Below are 16,000 nucleotides of genomic sequence, written 5' to 3'. Positions count from 1 at the left end.
CATTTGGTTTATGTCGCCACGCTGGAAGCCGAACCCGGATGTACGCACCGGCCGTCATGTCATTCACAACCTGCACGTCCACTTGGTCTTCGTCACTAGGTACCGGCGCGGGGCATTCACCGACGCCATGCTCAGCCGGTGCGAAGAGATCATGCGGGAGGTGTGCGCGGACTTCGAGGCCGAACTGAAACAGTTCAACGGCGAACATGACCACGTGCACCTCCTCGTGCACTACCCGCCCAAGGTCCAGCTCTCCAAGCTGGTCAACTCCCTCAAAGGCGTCTCCGCCCGACTGCTGCGCAAGGAGTACGACACTCACGTACGCCGGTATTTGTGGGGCGGCCACTTCTGGTCCGGCTCCTACTTCGCCGGATCCTGCGGCGGGGCACCGCTGACCGTCGTCAAGCAATACATCGAGAACCAGCAGCTCCCCACAGGCTGATGACAACACTGCGGACCCGTGCGAACGGTGGGGGTCAGAGCGGTCCTGAGATGGCCTTCACTCCCGCCCCGAATGGCGGAGCACTGGCCAAGATCAAAGGCAGACCGAGCGCTGGACGTCGTCGAGGCGGGCCGGCTCCGGGAAGTCCTCGTCGAAAGCGGAGTCCCCGGCGCCGCGCACCACCCAGCCCGGGCTGCTGTACGGGGTTATATCTGCGGAGAACACCTCGTCCACGACGGCCGCGGTGTCGAGGTGGAGCAGATCCTGCCGGAACGCCTCGCGCATTACGATTCGAGCATGGCGAAGAAGCTGGTTCTCAAGGTGACGGCGGGGGCCGATGCCCCCGAACGCTGCTCCCAGGCGTTCACGGTGGCGGCGGTGGCGGTGGCCAGCGGCGTCGACGTCTCCCTGTGGCTGACCGGCGAGTCCGCGTGGTTCGCCCTGCCGGGGCGCGCCGCCGAATTCGAGCTGCCGCACGCGGCCCCGCTGCCGGACCTGCTGGACTCGATCCTGGCGGGCGGCCAGGTCACCCTGTGCACGCAGTGCGCGGCCCGCCGGGACATCGCGGAGAAGGACGTCATCGAGGGCGTGCGGATCGCGGGGGCGCAGGTGTTCGTGCAGGAGGCGCTGGGGGACGAGACCCAGGCGCTGGTGTACTGAGGGTCTACTGAGACGACTTGACCGCTCCGACGAAGGTGACCCAGGCCGCCGTATTGAAGACGAGGGTGCCCTTGGCGGGGGCCTTGCTGTCGCGGACGGGGACGACGGGGAGGTTGTCGGCGACCTCTATGCAATTGCCGCCGTCCGTGTTGCTGTAGCTGCTCTTGCGCCACGTCGCGTTGCTCAGGTCGATGGCTCGCACGGCACTTCCTCCAACATCCGCAGGATGAACTTCCGCGACTCGACCGGGGACAGGGCCAGGTCACGCACCGCATCATAAGCGCGCTGCAAGCGCTCAACCATGCTTGTTTCCTCGATCAGTTCACCGCGTACGTCAGTCTCGACGTACGCCACGGTTTGCCCGTCCAGCAGCCGCAGGAACATCGTGTCGGTACTCATCAGGCCGTGAGGACCGGCGCTGAACGGCAGCACGTGGAGCGTGATGTTCGGGCGCTCCGATGCCTCCGCCAGATACTCCAGCTGCGCACGCCACTCCCCTGCGTCTCGCAGCAACGTGCGCAGCACTGCCTCGGAGAGGATGGCGCGGAACGGCGGCGCGTCCTCCCCCTCCAGCAGTTCCCGTCGACTTTCACGCGCTTCGACCTGCTGGTCCAGCTCCCGGTCCTTGATCCCGCCCGCCGCAAGCGCTTCGCGGGCGTATCCGCCCGTCTGGAGCAGACCCGGCGGCGCACTCACTGAGTACTGCCACAGACTCACCGCCTCGCCCTCCAGCGCCATGTACCGCCGGTACTGCTCCTTGAACTGCGTCTGGTCCCCCACCGCCAGCTCCCACAATGCCAGCAGCATCCCCGGCGTCCCGTAGTACTGGTCCAGCGCCTGTACGGCCTCGGGCCCGCCCAGTGCTCGCCCGCTCTCCATCCTGCTGAACTGGGACGAGTCCCACCCGACCTCCTTCGCGAGGTCCCGCAAGCTCAAGCCCTGCTCACTCCTCAGGAGCCGCAGCTCCTCGGCGAACCGCTTCCTGGGCTCGTAGCTGCGGCCTGAGATCACCCTTCGTTGTGGCATCGCGCTCCTTCGCGTCGGCTGTTGCGTTTGTTGCCTTTGGACCGCCTGGCGTTGCAGTAAGGCCCTGCAACAGCCCAAAGGCCCTGTTTGTGCGCCATGCTCATAGCACCCGAACACGCAGCGTAGTCCAACGCTCGCGCTGCGTACGGGCGTTCGCAGAAAAGGAGCCGCACACGATGACCAAGAAGTCGGACCCCCTCGAACCCGGATCCCTCCTCTACGACCCGGCGACGAGCAAGGTCGGCGAGTACCAGGACAAGTCAGGGCCGTACGCCCTGCTACGCCCCGTCGGCGGCGGCCGGGAGTGGCAGGCGGACCCGGCCGCCCTGCGCCCGGCCACCCCGCAGGAACGGCTGAGCGCCGGACTGCGGGCGGCTAACGCGCGCACGTGGGCGGTCGGCGCCGCCGTACCCCCGGACCCCGACGACCTGAGCCGCCCGCCGCTGCCCGTCCCCGGCTGCGCGGTGTGCGCGGAGCTGGCGGAGCGGCGTGAGGCCGCGCGGGCGGTGTTCGACCGCAGCGCGGAGACGGACGCGAACGTGCTGCTGCGCCAGCACCAGCGCAAGGAGCACCGCTCATGAGGCAGGCGGTCCCGCCTCCGGCCCTGCCGTATCCGCCTCCTGTCACAGAAGATCGACAATCTGAGGCCCATCCCCCTCCGCAGAGTTACCGTGGCTCGACTGCCGCCGTCGAACAAGCCACCTTGGGAGGCCACCGCATGCGAGCGCTGCGCATACTGCTGATCGTCGTCGTGATCCTCGGCGGCCTCTTCGTGATCGCCGACCGCGTCGCGGTCAACTTCGCTGAGGGCGAGGTGGCCGACAGGCTGAAGACCACCGAGAGCCTGGCCACCACCCCGGACGTCTCCATCAAGGGCTTCCCCTTCCTCACCCAGGTAGCGGGCGGCGAGCTGGACGACGTCCAGGTCGGCATCCAGGACTACGAGGCGGACACCGGCACCGGCGGCGAGAAGATCCGTATCGACGATCTCAACGCGAACATGAAGGGCGTCGCGTTCTCCGGCGACTACAGCTCCGCCACCGCGGCGACCGCCACCGGCACCGCTTCCATCACCTACGACGAGCTGCTGAAGACCGCCAAGTCCGAGCCGACCGAGGTCGCCCCCGGCGTCACCGCCAACGTCGTCGGCCTCTCCGACGGCGGCAACGGCAAGATCAAGGTCACGGTCGAGGCGACGGTGCTCGGCACCAAGCTGCCGGAGCCGGTCGACGTGCTCAGCACGGTCACCGCCAAGGGAAACACCGTGCGGGTGCACGCCGACAACCTGCCCTCGTTCGGCGGCGTCGACCTCGCCGAAGGCCGGGTCCGGGCGATCACCGACTTCGAGCAGAAGATCGACGGTCTGCCCGGCGGCATCCAGCTGGACAAGGTGCAGGCGGCGAAGAGCGGTGTGGAGATCACGGTGACGGGTTCGAACGTCAAGCTGGCCGGGTAGGACGAGGCTCGAACATTCGGTGGACAGACGGTGTCCGAAAGACGAGACGCCGCCGTCCGTACCGTAGATGTGACGACGGCTGCACGCGCCCGGGAACCGTGCGACACGGCCCGGGCGCGATTCTCGTCCCACATCGCGGACGATCGCATCTCACTATCCGACACGCCGGTGACACGCCCACCCGTCCATCCCTACGATCGAGCCCATGAAGCGACAGGCGGATCTCACGAAGCGGCGGGCAGTAGACCTGTGCCGCGTCGCCGCCATGCTCTGTCGCACCTTCTGAGCGGAAGGACCGGACGCCGGCTTCCGCATCCCCGCCGCCCTGCCCAGGGCATCCGCGCGCGTGCGCCGCTCACGGTCTGCCCGCGCGCCCCTCTCACTCGCACGCCCCGCCGCAACTGCCCCGGAGGAGAAAGAGCCATGAGCCGCAGCGACGTCCTTGTCGACGCCGACTGGGTCCAGGACCACCTGGACGACCCGAACATCGCCGTCGTGGAGGTGGACGAAGACACGTCCGCCTATGAGAAGAACCACATCCGCAACGCGATCCGCATCGACTGGACCAAGGACCTCCAGGACCCGGTCCGTCGTGACTTCATCGACCAGGAGGGCTTCGAGAAGCTCCTGTCGGCGAAGGGCATCGCCAACGACACGCTGGTGATCCTCTACGGCGGCAACAACAACTGGTTCGCGTCGTACGCCTACTGGTACTTCAAGCTGTACGGCCACGAGAACGTCAAGCTCCTCGACGGCGGCCGCAAGAAGTGGGAGCTGGACGCCCGCGAGCTGGTCGAGGAGGTCCCGTCGCGCCCGACCACGGACTACAAGGCCAAGCCGCAGGACAAGTCGATCCGCGCCTTCCGCGACGACGTCGTGGCGGCCATCGGCTCGCAGAACCTGGTCGACGTCCGTTCGCCCGACGAGTTCTCCGGCAAGCTGCTCGCGCCGGCCCACCTTCCGCAGGAGCAGTCGCAGCGTCCGGGTCACGTCCCGTCCGCCCGCAACATCCCGTGGTCGAAGAACGCCAACGACGACGGCACGTTCAAGTCGGACGAGGAGCTCAAGGAGCTCTACGCCGAGGAGCAGGTGGACCTGTCCAAGGACACGATCGCCTACTGCCGCATCGGTGAGCGCTCGGCCCTGACCTGGTTCGTCCTGCACGAGCTGCTCGGTGTCGAGAACGTCAAGAACTACGACGGCTCCTGGACCGAGTACGGCTCCCTCGTCGGCGTGCCGATCGAGCTCGGCGCCAACAAGTAAGCAGACCCGACCGACCTTTCAAGACCTCTTCAGGAGACGACATGTGTGGAGCGAAGGCCGGCGGCCCGGACGCCTCGACGATCAAGCCCGGTGAGACCACGATCCAGGGTCAGGTGACGCGCGACGGCGAGCCGGTGACCGGCTACGTCCGCCTGCTGGACTCGACCGGCGAGTTCACCGCGGAGGTCCCGACCTCCGCCACCGGACAGTTCCGTTTCTACGCGGCCGAGGGCACCTGGACCGTCCGCGCCCTCGTACCCGGCGCCACCGCCGACCGCACGGTCGTCGCCCAGCAGGGCGGCCTGGCCGAGGTCGCGATCGCGGTCTGAGGCACGACTCGAACGCCTGAAGGGCCGCACCTCGCGGGTCGGACTCCTGAGGTGCGGCCCTTCGGCGTGCCCCGACCTACGCTGGAGGCATGTACGCACAGCGCCGTCATCGCTACTTCGCCATGATGGGGATCTGCATCGGCCTCTTCGTCCTGGCCTGGGGTGTCGTACGCCTCTGGTCGATCCCCGTGGCCGTCGGCATGTGCGTGATCGCCATGGTCATCCCGCCCCTCGCCGCGATGGTCGCCAACCGCCGCGGCCCCGAGGACCGCTGGTGGGACGACCCGTCCGGCGACCCGAAGTCCGACGAGTGGTGGGACGAGCTGGACGGCAAGAAACGGCCGCGGTCGAGGTGACCCTCTGGGGGCTCCGCCCCCGGGCCCGCCCCCTCAGCCCAGCGCCCGCCCCAGCACATAAACCGCCGGCGCCGCCGCAGCCAGCGGCAACGCCACCCCCGCCGTGAAGTGCACGAACTTCGACGGGTAGTCGTAGCTCGCCACCCGGTGGCCGATCAGCGCGCAGACCGCCGCCCCCAGCCCCAGCATCGCCCCGTCCGCCCCCACGCCCGTCATCCCGCCCACCGCGATCCCCGCCCCCGCCGCGGCGAGCAGAGAGACGATCACGGAGGCCGGGGTCGGGAGGGGCAGTGCGCGGGCCAGGAGGGCGATCGCCACCGCCACCGCGCCGACCGTGACCGCCTCCGGCTCGGCCGCGAGGTGGCCGGCCGCGACGATGGCCAGGGCCGCCGAGGCGACGCTCGCCATGAGGCCGTACATCCGCTCGTCCGGGTCGGCGTGCGAGCGCAGTTGCAGGACGAGGGCGAGCAGTACCCACACGCCCAGCGTGCCGAGGATCGCGGCGGGCCCGTGCTCGCGGCCCGCCACCAGCAGCACCGCGTCCGCGGTGAGCCCGCCCGCGAAGGCCAGGGCGATGCCCTGCCGGGCGGGCCACATGCCGTTCAGCCGGAACCAGCCCGCGGCCGTGACGGCCTGGAGGACGACGAGCGGTACGAGGAGGGCGTACGACCCGATGGCCGCCGTACCGGAGAGGAGCAGGCCGAGAAGCGCGGTGAGCGCGGCGGGCTGCATGCCGGGCTCGATGATCGGGGAACGGCCTTCCAGCCGGGCGCGCTGGGCGTCGGTGACGCGGGCGTTGCCGACGACGGTGGCGGGGCCGTAGGCCGGGCCCTCTTCGGACGCGGGCGGCTGCGGCGGGCGGGCCTGCGGCTGCCGCGCCTCATAAGCCTCGTACGAGGGGTACGCGGGCGCCTGCTGCGGCACATACGCGGTCTCGGCCGCGGACACCGGCGCGTGCGCCTGCGTCTCCCAGGTCTGCCCCTGCCACTGCTGCGTGTACTGCTGAGCGGCTTGCGGGTCCTCGTACGCCTGGTTCCCGGGCCACGCCTGGCCCTGCCGGCTGTGCCGGCCTTGCTGGGCCTGGTGCCTCTGCTGCTGGTACGGGTCGTACCCCTGCGGGTACTGCCCCTCGTACGGTCCCTCATACGGCTGGTCGGTCATCCTCACCCTCCTGCGAACGGCGGGAGCACCTCGACCGTGCCGCCGTCGGCCAGCCGTACCGTCTCATGTCCGCGGGTGCCCACGGGGTCACCGTCGACGAGGAACGAGCATCGCTGCAGGACGCGCACCAGTTCACCGGGGTGTCGCCCGCGCACCTCGTCGAGCGCCTCGGCGAGCGTGTCCGCGTCGAACGGCTCCTCGGCGATCCCGGCCGCGGCCTTCGCGGCCGCCCAGTAGCGCACCGTGACCTTTGGCATCCGGTTCCTCAATCAGTCGGTGGTGTACACCGTCAGGCTAGCCGGACTGTCCGACAGCCCAGTCCCCGATCCGCCCCAGCAGCCCGTCGTCCGCCGCGTGCTCCGCGTGCCCCATGCCCGGCTCCAGCCAGAGTTCGCCGTGGTCACCGGCTGCGGCGGCCAGCATGCGCGGGTGGTCGACCGGGAAGTAGCCGTCCATCTCGCCGTGCACGATCAGCAGTGGGGTCGGGGCGATCCTCGGGACCGCCTCGACGGGAGACAGCGGGACCGGGTTCCACTCCCGGTGGTGGATCCGCGTCCGGAAGCCGTAGCGGCCGACGAGGCGGCCCTCGGGGCGGGTCACGAGCCAGTGGAGCCGGCGCATCGGGGCCGTACCCCGGTAGTACCAGCGTGCGGGCGCACTCACAGAGACCACCGCATCCGTGTGCGCTTCCCCGCGCGCTTCCGTGCGCCCCTCATTCCGCCCCCCATGCCGCGCCCCGTACAGCGCCGCGTGCCGCAGCACCACCGAGCCGCCCATGGAGAAGCCGACGGTGACCACGCGCGCGTGGCCGCGCGAGCGGGCCCACTGCACGGCCGCCGCCAGATCCAGGACCTCCCGGTCGCCGACCGTCGAGCGCCCGCCGGAGGCTCCGTGGCCCCGGAAGGAGAACGAGACCACGGCTCCGTACTGGGTGAACGCCTTCACCACCCGCCGTACGTGCGGGCGGTCCACATCGCCGGTGAAGCCGTGCGCGATCACGAACGCCAGGTCACGGGCAGGTGGCCGTGAAGCGTCGTATACGACGCCCCCCGGGTCGTATACGGAATCGATCGTCACACCATCGGTGGTGTGCAGAAACGTCCGTATAGGGGTAGTTCTGCTCGTCTCAGAGTGCGGACGAACGGTGGATCGGGCCACATGACCTGCCGGAGTAGTGCTCATGTGGGCTATTCTGCTGGGCAGAGGACTCGGGCAGCGTAGCCCCCGGGTCCTTTTGTGCTTTCGGAAGCGTTGTATACGACGCGGGAAACCGCAGGTGTACGGGGCCCCGGGATCGCAGAGCATGGCCGTAAACGTCCTCGCAGGGACCGAGGAGGAACCAGACGTATGAGTTCTCTGCTGCTCCTGACCAACGCTCTCCAGCCGTCCACGGAGGTGCTCCCCGCACTCGGTCTGCTGCTGCACAACGTGCGCGTGGCCCCGGCGGAGGGACCCGCTCTCGTCGACACCCCCGGTGCCGACGTCATTCTCATCGACGGGCGGCGTGACCTTCCGCAGGTCCGCAGCCTGTGCCAGCTGCTGCGGTCCACCGGGCCCGGCTGTCCTCTCATCCTCGTCGTGACGGAGGGCGGGCTCGCCGCCGTCACCGCCGACTGGGGCATCGACGACGTCCTGCTCGACACCGCCGGACCGGCGGAGGTCGAGGCGCGCCTGCGCCTGGCCATGGGCCGCCAGCAGATCGTCAACGACGACTCCCCCATGGAGATCCGCAACGGCGACCTGTCGGTCGACGAGGCGACCTACTCCGCCAAGCTGAAGGGCCGGGTCCTCGACCTCACCTTCAAGGAGTTCGAGCTCCTGAAGTACCTCGCCCAGCACCCGGGCCGCGTCTTCACGCGCGCGCAGCTCCTCCAGGAGGTCTGGGGGTACGACTACTTCGGTGGCACCCGGACGGTCGACGTGCACGTACGACGGCTGCGCGCGAAGCTGGGACCCGAGCACGAGTCGCTGATCGGGACCGTCCGGAACGTCGGTTATCGATTCGTTACGCCGGAGAAGGGCGACCGCGGCCTGGACGAGGCGAAGGCCAAGGCGATCCAGGCAAAGCCGGAAGATGCGGACGATGCGGCCGCTCTGGACGGTGCGGAGATCGCGGCCGAGGCATGACGGGCGCCCGCGCTGGGGCCTGTCCGGCGGATCAGGTCGCAGGAAAGCAGCGGGACCAATAAGCGCAGGTGAGCGGGGTCTGGCGTCCAGCTGCAAGGCGGAGGAGGGAGTCGACGCGGAGCGTCGGCGACCGACGACAACGCGGCAGATGGGAGCCCGCCGCGGAGCGGCTGGTGTCACTGCGACCCCGCTCTGCGGCATGATCCGCCGGACAGGCCCCAGCATCGCTCCCGCTCGGGCGGGGCCCTTCCGGCGCAGGTGGCGTGCCGCACGCCCTGCCCAGAGCGGGTCCATCCGCGTAGACTCCGCGCGTGGCCAAGGTAACCAGGGATGATGTGGCGCGGCTGGCGGGTACGTCCACCGCCGTCGTCAGCTATGTCATCAACAACGGACCCCGGCCGGTCGCCCCGGCCACGCGCGAGCGTGTCCTCGCCGCCATCAAGGAGCTGGGCTACCGGCCCGACCGGGTCGCGCAGGCGATGGCGTCCCGGCGTACGGACCTCATCGGCCTGATCGTGCCGGACGCGCGCCAGCCCTTCTTCGGGGAGATGGCGCACGCGGTCGAACAGGCCGCGTCCGAGCGCGGAAAGATGGTGCTCGTCGGCAACTCCGACTACGTCGGCGAGCGCGAGGTCCACTATCTGCGGGCCTTCCTGGGGATGCGCGTCTCCGGGCTGATCCTGGTCAGCCACGCCATGAACGACCTCGCCGCCGCCGAGATCGAGGCCTGGGACGCGCGCGTGGTGCTGCTGCACGAGCGGCCGGAGGCCATCGACGACGTCGCCGTCGTCACGGACGACCTGGGCGGCGCCCAGCTCGCCGTACGCCATCTGCTGGAGCACGGGTACGAGTACGTCGCCTGTATAGGCGGCATAGCGGAGACGCCGGCGGTCGGCGACCCGGTCTCCGACCACGTCGAGGGCTGGCGGCGCGCGATGGCCGAGGCCGGGATCTCCACGGAGGGACGGCTCTTCGAGGCCCTGTACAACCGCTACGACGCCTACCAGGCGGCCCTCAAGATCCTGGCCGGGCCGAACCGGCCGCCCGCGATCTTCTGCTCCACCGACGACCAGGCGATCGGCCTGCTGCGCGCCGCGCGCGAGCTGCGCATCGACGTGCCGGGCGAACTCGCGGTAGCGGGCTTCGACGACATCAAGGAGGCCGCTCTGGCCGACCCGCCGCTGACCACGGTCGCGTCGGACCGGCCGGCCATGGCCCGCGCCGCGGTGGACCTCGTCCTCGACGACGGGCTGCGGGTGGCGGGGGCGCGGCGGGAGCGGCTGAAGCAGTTCCCGTCGCGGCTGGTGGTGCGGCGGTCCTGCGGGTGTGTCGCCTGACGGGCCTTGGCTGAGAGTTCTTTGCTGAGAGTTCTTTGCTGAGGGTTCTCTGAGAGAGCTCTTCAAGCTGCCAGAAGCGTCTTTATATCGGACGTACGAGGTTCTGCCGGGCTTCTCAGGGAGCACTCAGGGAGCTCTCATGGGGGGGCGACAAGCTCATTGCCATGACCGAGACATTCCGCGGCAGCGGCGAGTACGAGAACCCCCAGGGGCACGGCCACGAGTCCGCGTACCCCGAGCAGCAGCACGTCTCCCCCACCGTGAACCCCGCGACCACCGCGACTTACGTGAACCCGGAGTGGCCGCCCCCGCCGGGGCCGCCGTCCGTGGCTCCTCTCGCCGGTCCCGCCCCGGCTCCCAAGAAGCGCACCCGCGGTCCGCTCGCCCTGCTCGCCGCCGTGGCGATCGTCGCCGCGGCCATCGGCGGCGGTACGGCGTACGGCATCCAGGAGCTGACCGGCAACGACACCGTCACCTCCTCCAGCAGCACCAGCACCAACGTGGTGCCGTCCGCCGCCAAGGGCACGGTCGCCGGGGTCGCCAAGGCGGTCAGCCCGAGCATCGTCGAGATCAACGCCAACTCGAACGCCGGCGAGTCCACCGGCTCCGGCGTGATCATCACCGGCGACGGCGAGATCATCACCAACAACCACGTCGTCTCCGGCGCCTCGTCGATCAAGGTGACGACCAGTGAGGGCAAGACGTACACCGCGCGGATCGTCGGCACCGACAGCAAGAAGGACCTCGCGCTCATCAAGCTGGAGGACGCCTCCGGCATGAAGGCGGCCACCCTCGGCGACTCCGAAGGCGTGCAGGTCGGCGACGAGGTCGTGGCGATCGGCTCCCCGGAGGGCCTGAGCGGCACCGTCACCAGCGGCATCGTCTCGGCCCTGGACCGCGACGTGACCGTCTCGACGGACGAGGGTCAGCAGCAACAGCAGCAGGGCGGCGGCAGTTGGCCGTTCGAGTTCGGCGGCCAGCAGTTCAACGGCGACACCGGCTCCTCCACGACGACGTACAAGGCACTCCAGACGGACGCCTCGCTGAACCCCGGCAACTCCGGCGGCGCGCTGATCGACATGAACGGCAACATCATCGGCATCAACTCCGCGATGTACTCGTCCGCCTCCAGCTCCGCCGAAGCCGGCAGCCAGGGCCTCGGCTTCGCCATCCCGATCAACACCGTCAAGGCCGACCTCAGCACGCTGCGGGCCGGCGGGTCCGACAACTGAGCCCGTTCCGAGCCCGTTGCGAGTCAGTTCAGAGCGAGTAGGGAGTACGTCGTGATCAAGCAGGTTTCGCACACGGTGACCGGCATCGACCCGGCCGGGTTCGCCCTCGCCCTTGAGGTGGCGTACGAGTTGCACGCGCCGGCCGCGTCGGCGGCCCGGGCGCCCGAGGTCGCCCCTCGCCCGGCAGGCCGCCGTACGGCTGCCGCCCGCGCCCGCCGCCGGACGGTACGCGGCTGACCCACCGTCCCCGTCCCATACCGCGCCCGTCGGGAAACATGCGACGCTGAAGGCGTTCATCACCTTCCGTCCCCTGTCGTCCCACCGCACCCGAGGAACCCGAGCCCATGAGCCCCGCCGAAGGCGACCGTGACACCCAGCGCATCCTGATCGTCGACGACGAGCCGGCGGTGCGCGAAGCACTCCAGCGCAGCCTCGCCTTCGAGGGGTACGACACGGAGGTCGCCGTGGACGGCGTGGACGCGCTGGAGAAGGCGACGGCGTACAGGCCCGACCTGGTCGTGCTCGACATCCAGATGCCGCGCATGGACGGTCTGACCGCCGCCCGCCGGATCCGCGGCGCGGGCGACACGACCCCGATCCTGATGCTGACGGCCCGCGACACGGTCGGCGACCGGGTGACGGGGCTGGACGCCGGGGCCGACGACTACCTGGTCAAGCCGTTCGAGCTCGACGAACTGTTCGCCCGTGTCCGCGCGCTGCTGCGCCGCAGCTCGTACGCGGCGGCGGCCGGAGCGGGTGCCCTGGAGGACGACGAGGCGCTGACCTTCGCCGACCTGCGGATGGATCTCGCGACGCGGGAGGTGACGCGGGGTGGGCGCGCGGTGGAGCTGACCCGCACGGAGTTCACGCTTCTTGAGATGTTCATGGCGCATCCGCGTCAGGTGCTCACCCGTGAGCAGATCCTGAAGGCGGTCTGGGGCTTCGACTTCGAGCCGTCGTCGAATTCGCTGGACGTGTACGTCATGTACCTGCGCCGCAAGACCGAGGCGGGCGGCGAGCCGCGGCTCGTGCACACGGTTCGGGGTGTGGGGTATGTGCTCCGACAGGGCGGCGCGGAGTGAGGAAGCTGGCACGCCGGTTCCGGTCCCTGCCGATCCGGTCGAGACTCGCGCTGCTGGTGGCGGCGGCGGTGGCGTTCGCGGTGGCGGCGGTTTCGGTGACCTGTTGGTTCATCGTGCAGGGGAAGCTGTACGAGCAGGTGGACAGTGACCTGAAGGAAATGGTGAAGAGGCCCGGCACGGTCGGGTCGCTCCTGCAGAACTGCTCTCCGACTGCCCAGTCGAACCCCGGGGGATTCCGGTTCCCGAAGGACTACGCCCAGCTGATCAAGGAAGAGGGCGACCCATGCGTCGCCCTGGACTCCCTGGGCACGGTCAAGGTCACGAACTCCGACAAGGATGTGATCAGGAACGCGAACCGTGACAAGGGGATCGTCCGCAACGGCACCGACGAGGACGGCAACGCGGTACGCGTGCTGACGCTGTACCTGGGCGTCGACTCATCCGACTCGCAGGGCGTCGCCCTGCTCCTCGCGACCCCCCTCGAGGGCACCGAGTCCACCCTCAACGAACTGGCGCTGATCCTCCTCCTCGTCTCCGGCGTCGGAGTCGTCGGCGCCGGTGCTGCCGGCTTGGCAGTCGCCCGGGCGGGCCTGCGTCCCGTCGACAAGCTCACCGAGGCCGTCGAACGCGTGGCCCGCACAGAGGACTTGAGCGTGCGCATCCCCGTGGAGGAGGACGCCGAGGACGAAGTCGCCCGCCTCTCCCGCTCCTTCAACTCGATGACATCGTCCCTGGCCAGCTCCCGTGAGCTACAGCAACAGCTCATCGCCGACGCCGGCCACGAACTCCGCACCCCCCTCACCTCACTCCGCACCAACATCGAACTGCTCACCCGAAGCGAGGAGACCGGCCGCCCGATCCCGGAGGCGGACCGCAAGGCCCTCCTCGCCTCGGTCAAGGCGCAGATGACCGAGCTGGCCTCCCTCATAGGCGACCTGCAGGAACTGTCCCGGTCGGAGGGCCAGCGCGGCGAACGCGTGCAGGTGATCGCGCTGGAGGACACGGTCGAGTCCGCCCTGCGCCGGGCGCGGCTGCGCGGCCCCGAGCTGACCATCTCCGCCGACCTCCAGCCCTGGTACGTCCGGGCGGAACCGGCCGCCCTGGAGCGCGCGGTCGTCAACATCCTCGACAACGCCGTGAAGTTCAGCCCGGACGGCGGCATCGTCGAGGTGCGGCTCGCCCACGGCGTCCTCACCGTCCGCGACCACGGCCCGGGCATCCCCGCCGAGGAACTCCCCCACGTCTTCGACCGCTTCTGGCGCTCCCCCAGCGCCCGCGCGCTCCCCGGCTCGGGCCTGGGCCTCTCCATCGTCGCCCGTACGGTCCAGCAGGCCGGCGGCGAGGTGACGCTGGCCCGCGCGGAGGGCGGCGGCACGGTGGTGACCGTACGGCTGCCGGGGGCTCCGACGCCTCCGCCGGAGACGCCGGAGCCGGAAAGCCTGGAAATCCTGGACGGCCCGGTGAGCCCGGTGAGCCCGAAAGGCACCTCCCCCGCCGCCGAGTGACTCTCGTAGGGTGCCCGGATGATCGCGATACCAGAGACGTTCGCGCGGACCACCGTCGAGCGCGAAGGGGAGACCGGCGCGGCCTGGCTCGCCGAACTGCCCGGCATCGTGAACGAGGTGCTGGAGCGCTGGGAATGCGTGCCGGACGGCGAGGTCACGCACGGGGCTGTCGGAGTGATCGTCCCGGTGCGGAGGCGAACCAAAGGGACCGAGCCCGCCGTACTGAAGGTGTCGTTCCCGCACCCCGGCAACGTCCATGAACCCGACGCGTTCGTGGCCTGGCGGGGGCGGGGCGCCGTATTGCTGTACGAGCGGGACGACGACCGGTTCGCGATGCTGCTGGAGCGGGCCCGGACGTCCACCCTGGCTCAACTGAAGGACGGCGACGAGGACGAGATCGTGGCGGTCGCGGGGCGGCTCAACCGCCGGCTGGCCGTCCCCGCGCCGCCCGGGCTGCCCGGGCTGCCCCGGCTGCGGGAGCGGGCCGACGCCTGGGAGGAGGAGCTGCGCCGGGACGCCGTAGAGCTCACGCACGCGCTGCCCGACCGGGTACTGGACGCGGCGGTGGCGACCGTGCGCGAGCTGGGCCGTGTCCAGCCGGACACCCTGATCCACGGCGACCTGCACGCCCGGAACATCCTGCGCGCCGACCGTGAACCGTGGCTGGCCGTCGACCCCAAGGGCCATGTGGGCGATCCCGCCTACGACGGCGGCACCCTGCTCAAGTCGCGTGCCCTGGCCTTCCTGGAGGCGGACGATCTGACCAAGGCGGTCCACCGTGCCCTGGACGTCTTCGCCGAGTCGGCGGAACTCGATCGCGAACGCGTGCGGCGCTGGGCGCAGTTCCATGCCGTCGAGGCCGCGTTCCACGGGCGCCGGCACGGGTTCCGTATCGCCCGCGGAGGGCCGCGGCTGGACTGGATCGTCCAATTCGCGGACGGCTTGGCGGAGTTGCTCACGTAATCGGGCAAAGACCGACAGGCATGCCCCCGTTCCTGTCAATGTCCTGTCATTCCTCACGCGATTTCGACCCTACCCGTGAGTTCTCTGCAATGTTCCTGGGCTGTCAGACAGGTGCCGCAGATTCCTCGCAGCACCTGTGCACAACTGCGCAAGCACACAGGAGTGAGCCACCCCCCATGCGACTCATTCGCACGACAACCCGCAAGGCTCTCAAGAAGAGCGCCCTGATCGCGGGCTCCACCGCCCTCGCCGTGACCGGCCTGCTGGCCGGCACCGGTTCCGCCCAGGCGGCCGGCGGCGGACCGGGCGGCGCGACGAACATCCGGGGCACGGACCCGGGCAACACCGACCAGATGATCGAGCGGCTCTGCGGTCAGGAGGGCAGCCTGACCGGCGTCTACGGCGCCCTCAACGTCGACACCGGCGAGTTCAAGACCCGGGACGAGTACCTGGACGACGTGTTCCCCCTCTGGGAGCCGGTCGGACCGTGGGAGACCTTCCGCGGCTGGTGCGGCCACGCGCAGGCCTCGACCTGGTCCACCAAGGGCGAGCCCGTCCGCGTCTCCCCCTGGATCGGCAACCGGGGTTCGAAGGACGACAAGGAGACCTTCGTCAGCAGTTACAGCACCAAGACGTTCGCCAAGAAGAGCGTCGGCGCCTCGATCAGCCTCTCCGCCGCCAAGAGCATCTTCTCGGGCACCGCGGGCGGCAGCTTCAGCTACGAGTGGGGCTGGGAGAAGGAGTCCAAGTTCGAGCGCCGCAGCGAGAAGACGATCCCGCCGTGCACCCAGGTCGCCGTGACGTGGACGCCGTACCAGCGCGTGGTGCGGGTGAATCCGATCTTCTACGTCGAGGACTACCAGTGGAACAAGGACCCCAGCAGCAGGGACAACATGCAGACCGTGCACACCTGGCGCGGCCGCGGATACAACACGATCTACTCGTACGGCTACTACATCGACGGCGTCTCCGACAAGCTCCTGCCGAACGGCCAGCCCGACGGCCGTGAGGACAAGGTGGAGGAGAAGCTCGACCCGGCAACCTGCGCCAAGTAGGCGGGA

The 16,000-nt window shown here is 69.8% G+C and carries 22 protein-coding genes; 16 read left to right on the top strand and 6 right to left on the bottom strand.

The genetic code is table 11. The features are described from left to right. Positions 1 to 10 precede the first annotated feature (10 nt). The gene (gene tnpA, locus CLM62_RS25390) at positions 11 to 442 is read left to right on the top strand and encodes an IS200/IS605 family transposase (protein ID WP_095752215.1); all 432 of its coding nucleotides are present in this window, start codon (positions 11 to 13) and stop codon (positions 440 to 442) included. A 93-nt stretch (positions 443 to 535) separates the two neighbouring features. Here tnpA and CLM62_RS25385 read toward each other — a convergent pair whose 3' ends face one another. Next, positions 536 to 727: a hypothetical protein gene (locus CLM62_RS25385; protein ID WP_095752214.1), complete on the bottom strand. Its 192-nt coding sequence runs from the start codon at positions 725 to 727 to the stop codon at positions 536 to 538. A 12-nt stretch (positions 728 to 739) separates the two neighbouring features. Here CLM62_RS25385 and CLM62_RS25380 point away from each other — a divergent pair, with 12 nt between their 5' ends. Continuing rightward, positions 740 to 1,102, top strand: a complete 363-nt coding sequence (locus tag CLM62_RS25380; protein WP_095752213.1) for a DsrE family protein — start codon at positions 740 to 742, stop codon at positions 1,100 to 1,102. A 4-nt stretch (positions 1,103 to 1,106) separates the two neighbouring features. On the opposite strand, the gene CLM62_RS25375 is transcribed toward CLM62_RS25380, so the two are convergent. After that, a complete protein-coding gene (locus tag CLM62_RS25375) occupies positions 1,107 to 1,304 on the bottom strand; it encodes a DUF397 domain-containing protein (RefSeq protein WP_095752212.1) in 198 nt (65 codons plus the stop codon). Next, a complete protein-coding gene (locus CLM62_RS25370) occupies positions 1,286 to 2,128 on the bottom strand; it encodes a helix-turn-helix transcriptional regulator (RefSeq protein WP_095752211.1) in 843 nt (280 codons plus the stop codon). Before CLM62_RS25370 ends, CLM62_RS25375 begins: the two co-directional genes overlap by 19 nt. 176 nt (positions 2,129 to 2,304) lie before the next feature. Between CLM62_RS25370 and CLM62_RS25365 the strand changes: the two genes are divergently transcribed. The 6 genes from CLM62_RS25365 to CLM62_RS25340 all read left to right on the top strand — a co-directional run bounded on the left by CLM62_RS25365 (position 2,305) and on the right by CLM62_RS25340 (position 5,532). Beyond that, positions 2,305 to 2,709 carry a hypothetical protein gene (locus CLM62_RS25365; RefSeq protein WP_095752210.1) on the top strand — a complete coding sequence of 135 codons (405 nt, stop codon included), beginning with the start codon at positions 2,305 to 2,307 and terminating at the stop codon, positions 2,707 to 2,709. 137 nt (positions 2,710 to 2,846) lie between these two features. Further along, complete coding sequence (locus CLM62_RS25360) at positions 2,847 to 3,584, top strand: DUF2993 domain-containing protein (RefSeq protein WP_095752209.1); 738 nt, start codon at positions 2,847 to 2,849, stop codon at positions 3,582 to 3,584. Positions 3,585 to 3,789: 205 nt separating this feature from the next. Beyond that, complete coding sequence (locus CLM62_RS53160) at positions 3,790 to 3,870, top strand: putative leader peptide (protein WP_350310325.1); 81 nt, start codon at positions 3,790 to 3,792, stop codon at positions 3,868 to 3,870. Between the two features lie 137 nt (positions 3,871 to 4,007). Then, positions 4,008 to 4,847, top strand: coding sequence for a sulfurtransferase (locus CLM62_RS25350; protein WP_095752208.1), 840 nt, complete (start codon positions 4,008 to 4,010; stop codon positions 4,845 to 4,847). 41 nt (positions 4,848 to 4,888) lie between these two features. Next, the gene (locus tag CLM62_RS25345) at positions 4,889 to 5,176 is read left to right on the top strand and encodes a DUF1416 domain-containing protein (RefSeq protein WP_010351646.1); all 288 of its coding nucleotides are present in this window, start codon (positions 4,889 to 4,891) and stop codon (positions 5,174 to 5,176) included. 89 nt (positions 5,177 to 5,265) lie between these two features. Further along, complete coding sequence (locus tag CLM62_RS25340) at positions 5,266 to 5,532, top strand: DUF3099 domain-containing protein (protein WP_095752207.1); 267 nt, start codon at positions 5,266 to 5,268, stop codon at positions 5,530 to 5,532. Positions 5,533 to 5,565: 33 nt separating this feature from the next. On the opposite strand, the gene CLM62_RS25335 is transcribed toward CLM62_RS25340, so the two are convergent. The 3 genes from CLM62_RS25335 to CLM62_RS25325 are packed head-to-tail and all read right to left on the bottom strand — an operon-like array spanning position 5,566 to position 7,875. Next, entirely contained in the window at positions 5,566 to 6,693 is a 1,128-nt protein-coding gene (locus CLM62_RS25335; protein ID WP_095752206.1) for a hypothetical protein, read from the bottom strand. Between the two features lie 2 nt (positions 6,694 to 6,695). Then, on the bottom strand, positions 6,696 to 6,950 hold the full coding sequence (locus tag CLM62_RS25330; RefSeq protein ID WP_095752205.1) for a MoaD/ThiS family protein: 255 nt from the start codon (positions 6,948 to 6,950) through the stop codon (positions 6,696 to 6,698). Between the two features lie 37 nt (positions 6,951 to 6,987). Beyond that, the gene (locus CLM62_RS25325; RefSeq protein WP_095752204.1) at positions 6,988 to 7,875 is read right to left on the bottom strand and encodes an alpha/beta hydrolase; all 888 of its coding nucleotides are present in this window, start codon (positions 7,873 to 7,875) and stop codon (positions 6,988 to 6,990) included. 165 nt (positions 7,876 to 8,040) lie between these two features. On the opposite strand from CLM62_RS25325, the gene CLM62_RS25320 reads away from it, so the two are divergent. From CLM62_RS25320 to CLM62_RS25285, 8 genes are all read left to right on the top strand, one after another. Then, complete coding sequence (locus CLM62_RS25320) at positions 8,041 to 8,820, top strand: response regulator transcription factor (protein WP_095752203.1); 780 nt, start codon at positions 8,041 to 8,043, stop codon at positions 8,818 to 8,820. A 311-nt stretch (positions 8,821 to 9,131) separates the two neighbouring features. Further along, a complete protein-coding gene (locus CLM62_RS25315; RefSeq protein ID WP_095752202.1) occupies positions 9,132 to 10,157 on the top strand; it encodes a LacI family DNA-binding transcriptional regulator in 1,026 nt (341 codons plus the stop codon). A 164-nt stretch (positions 10,158 to 10,321) separates the two neighbouring features. After that, on the top strand, positions 10,322 to 11,389 hold the full coding sequence (locus CLM62_RS25310; RefSeq protein WP_179382224.1) for a S1C family serine protease: 1,068 nt from the start codon (positions 10,322 to 10,324) through the stop codon (positions 11,387 to 11,389). A gap of 51 nt (positions 11,390 to 11,440) precedes the next feature. Continuing rightward, a complete protein-coding gene (locus CLM62_RS25305; RefSeq protein ID WP_095752200.1) occupies positions 11,441 to 11,626 on the top strand; it encodes a hypothetical protein in 186 nt (61 codons plus the stop codon). Between the two features lie 107 nt (positions 11,627 to 11,733). Beyond that, complete coding sequence (locus CLM62_RS25300) at positions 11,734 to 12,471, top strand: response regulator transcription factor (protein ID WP_095752199.1); 738 nt, start codon at positions 11,734 to 11,736, stop codon at positions 12,469 to 12,471. Beyond that, complete coding sequence (locus CLM62_RS25295) at positions 12,468 to 13,976, top strand: cell wall metabolism sensor histidine kinase WalK (protein ID WP_095752198.1); 1,509 nt, start codon at positions 12,468 to 12,470, stop codon at positions 13,974 to 13,976. Before CLM62_RS25300 ends, CLM62_RS25295 begins: the two co-directional genes overlap by 4 nt. An 18-nt stretch (positions 13,977 to 13,994) precedes the next feature. Then, positions 13,995 to 14,939, top strand: coding sequence for an aminoglycoside phosphotransferase family protein (locus tag CLM62_RS25290; protein ID WP_095752197.1), 945 nt, complete (start codon positions 13,995 to 13,997; stop codon positions 14,937 to 14,939). Between the two features lie 176 nt (positions 14,940 to 15,115). After that, positions 15,116 to 15,994, top strand: a complete 879-nt coding sequence (locus CLM62_RS25285; RefSeq protein ID WP_095752196.1) for a hypothetical protein — start codon at positions 15,116 to 15,118, stop codon at positions 15,992 to 15,994. Positions 15,995 to 16,000: the final 6 nt, after the last annotated feature.

This window comes from Streptomyces sp. SA15, assembly GCF_002291145.1.
Classification (GTDB): Bacteria; Actinomycetota; Actinomycetes; order Streptomycetales; family Streptomycetaceae; genus Streptomyces.
Note: the sequence above shows the minus strand (reverse complement) of the source record. Positions and strands in the feature narration are given on the sequence as shown.

Bases quoted from the DNA above. Each gene is read 5' to 3' on its own strand.
- tnpA (WP_095752215.1), top strand. From the start codon at position 11: ATGTCGCCACGCTGGAAGCCGAACCCGGATGTACGCACCGGCCGTCAT.
- CLM62_RS25385 (WP_095752214.1), bottom strand. From the start codon at position 727: ATGCGCGAGGCGTTCCGGCAGGATCTGCTCCACCTCGACACCGCGGCC.
- CLM62_RS25380 (WP_095752213.1), top strand. From the start codon at position 740: ATGGCGAAGAAGCTGGTTCTCAAGGTGACGGCGGGGGCCGATGCCCCC.
- CLM62_RS25370 (WP_095752211.1), bottom strand. From the start codon at position 2,128: ATGCCACAACGAAGGGTGATCTCAGGCCGCAGCTACGAGCCCAGGAAG.
- CLM62_RS25365 (WP_095752210.1), top strand. From the start codon at position 2,305: ATGACCAAGAAGTCGGACCCCCTCGAACCCGGATCCCTCCTCTACGAC.
- CLM62_RS25360 (WP_095752209.1), top strand. From the start codon at position 2,847: ATGCGAGCGCTGCGCATACTGCTGATCGTCGTCGTGATCCTCGGCGGC.
- CLM62_RS53160 (WP_350310325.1), top strand. From the start codon at position 3,790: ATGAAGCGACAGGCGGATCTCACGAAGCGGCGGGCAGTAGACCTGTGC.
- CLM62_RS25350 (WP_095752208.1), top strand. From the start codon at position 4,008: ATGAGCCGCAGCGACGTCCTTGTCGACGCCGACTGGGTCCAGGACCAC.
- CLM62_RS25345 (WP_010351646.1), top strand. From the start codon at position 4,889: ATGTGTGGAGCGAAGGCCGGCGGCCCGGACGCCTCGACGATCAAGCCC.
- CLM62_RS25340 (WP_095752207.1), top strand. From the start codon at position 5,266: ATGTACGCACAGCGCCGTCATCGCTACTTCGCCATGATGGGGATCTGC.
- CLM62_RS25335 (WP_095752206.1), bottom strand. From the start codon at position 6,693: ATGACCGACCAGCCGTATGAGGGACCGTACGAGGGGCAGTACCCGCAG.
- CLM62_RS25330 (WP_095752205.1), bottom strand. From the start codon at position 6,950: ATGCCAAAGGTCACGGTGCGCTACTGGGCGGCCGCGAAGGCCGCGGCC.
- CLM62_RS25325 (WP_095752204.1), bottom strand. From the start codon at position 7,875: ATGAGCACTACTCCGGCAGGTCATGTGGCCCGATCCACCGTTCGTCCG.
- CLM62_RS25320 (WP_095752203.1), top strand. From the start codon at position 8,041: ATGAGTTCTCTGCTGCTCCTGACCAACGCTCTCCAGCCGTCCACGGAG.
- CLM62_RS25310 (WP_179382224.1), top strand. From the start codon at position 10,322: ATGACCGAGACATTCCGCGGCAGCGGCGAGTACGAGAACCCCCAGGGG.
- CLM62_RS25300 (WP_095752199.1), top strand. From the start codon at position 11,734: ATGAGCCCCGCCGAAGGCGACCGTGACACCCAGCGCATCCTGATCGTC.
- CLM62_RS25290 (WP_095752197.1), top strand. From the start codon at position 13,995: ATGATCGCGATACCAGAGACGTTCGCGCGGACCACCGTCGAGCGCGAA.
- CLM62_RS25285 (WP_095752196.1), top strand. From the start codon at position 15,116: ATGCGACTCATTCGCACGACAACCCGCAAGGCTCTCAAGAAGAGCGCC.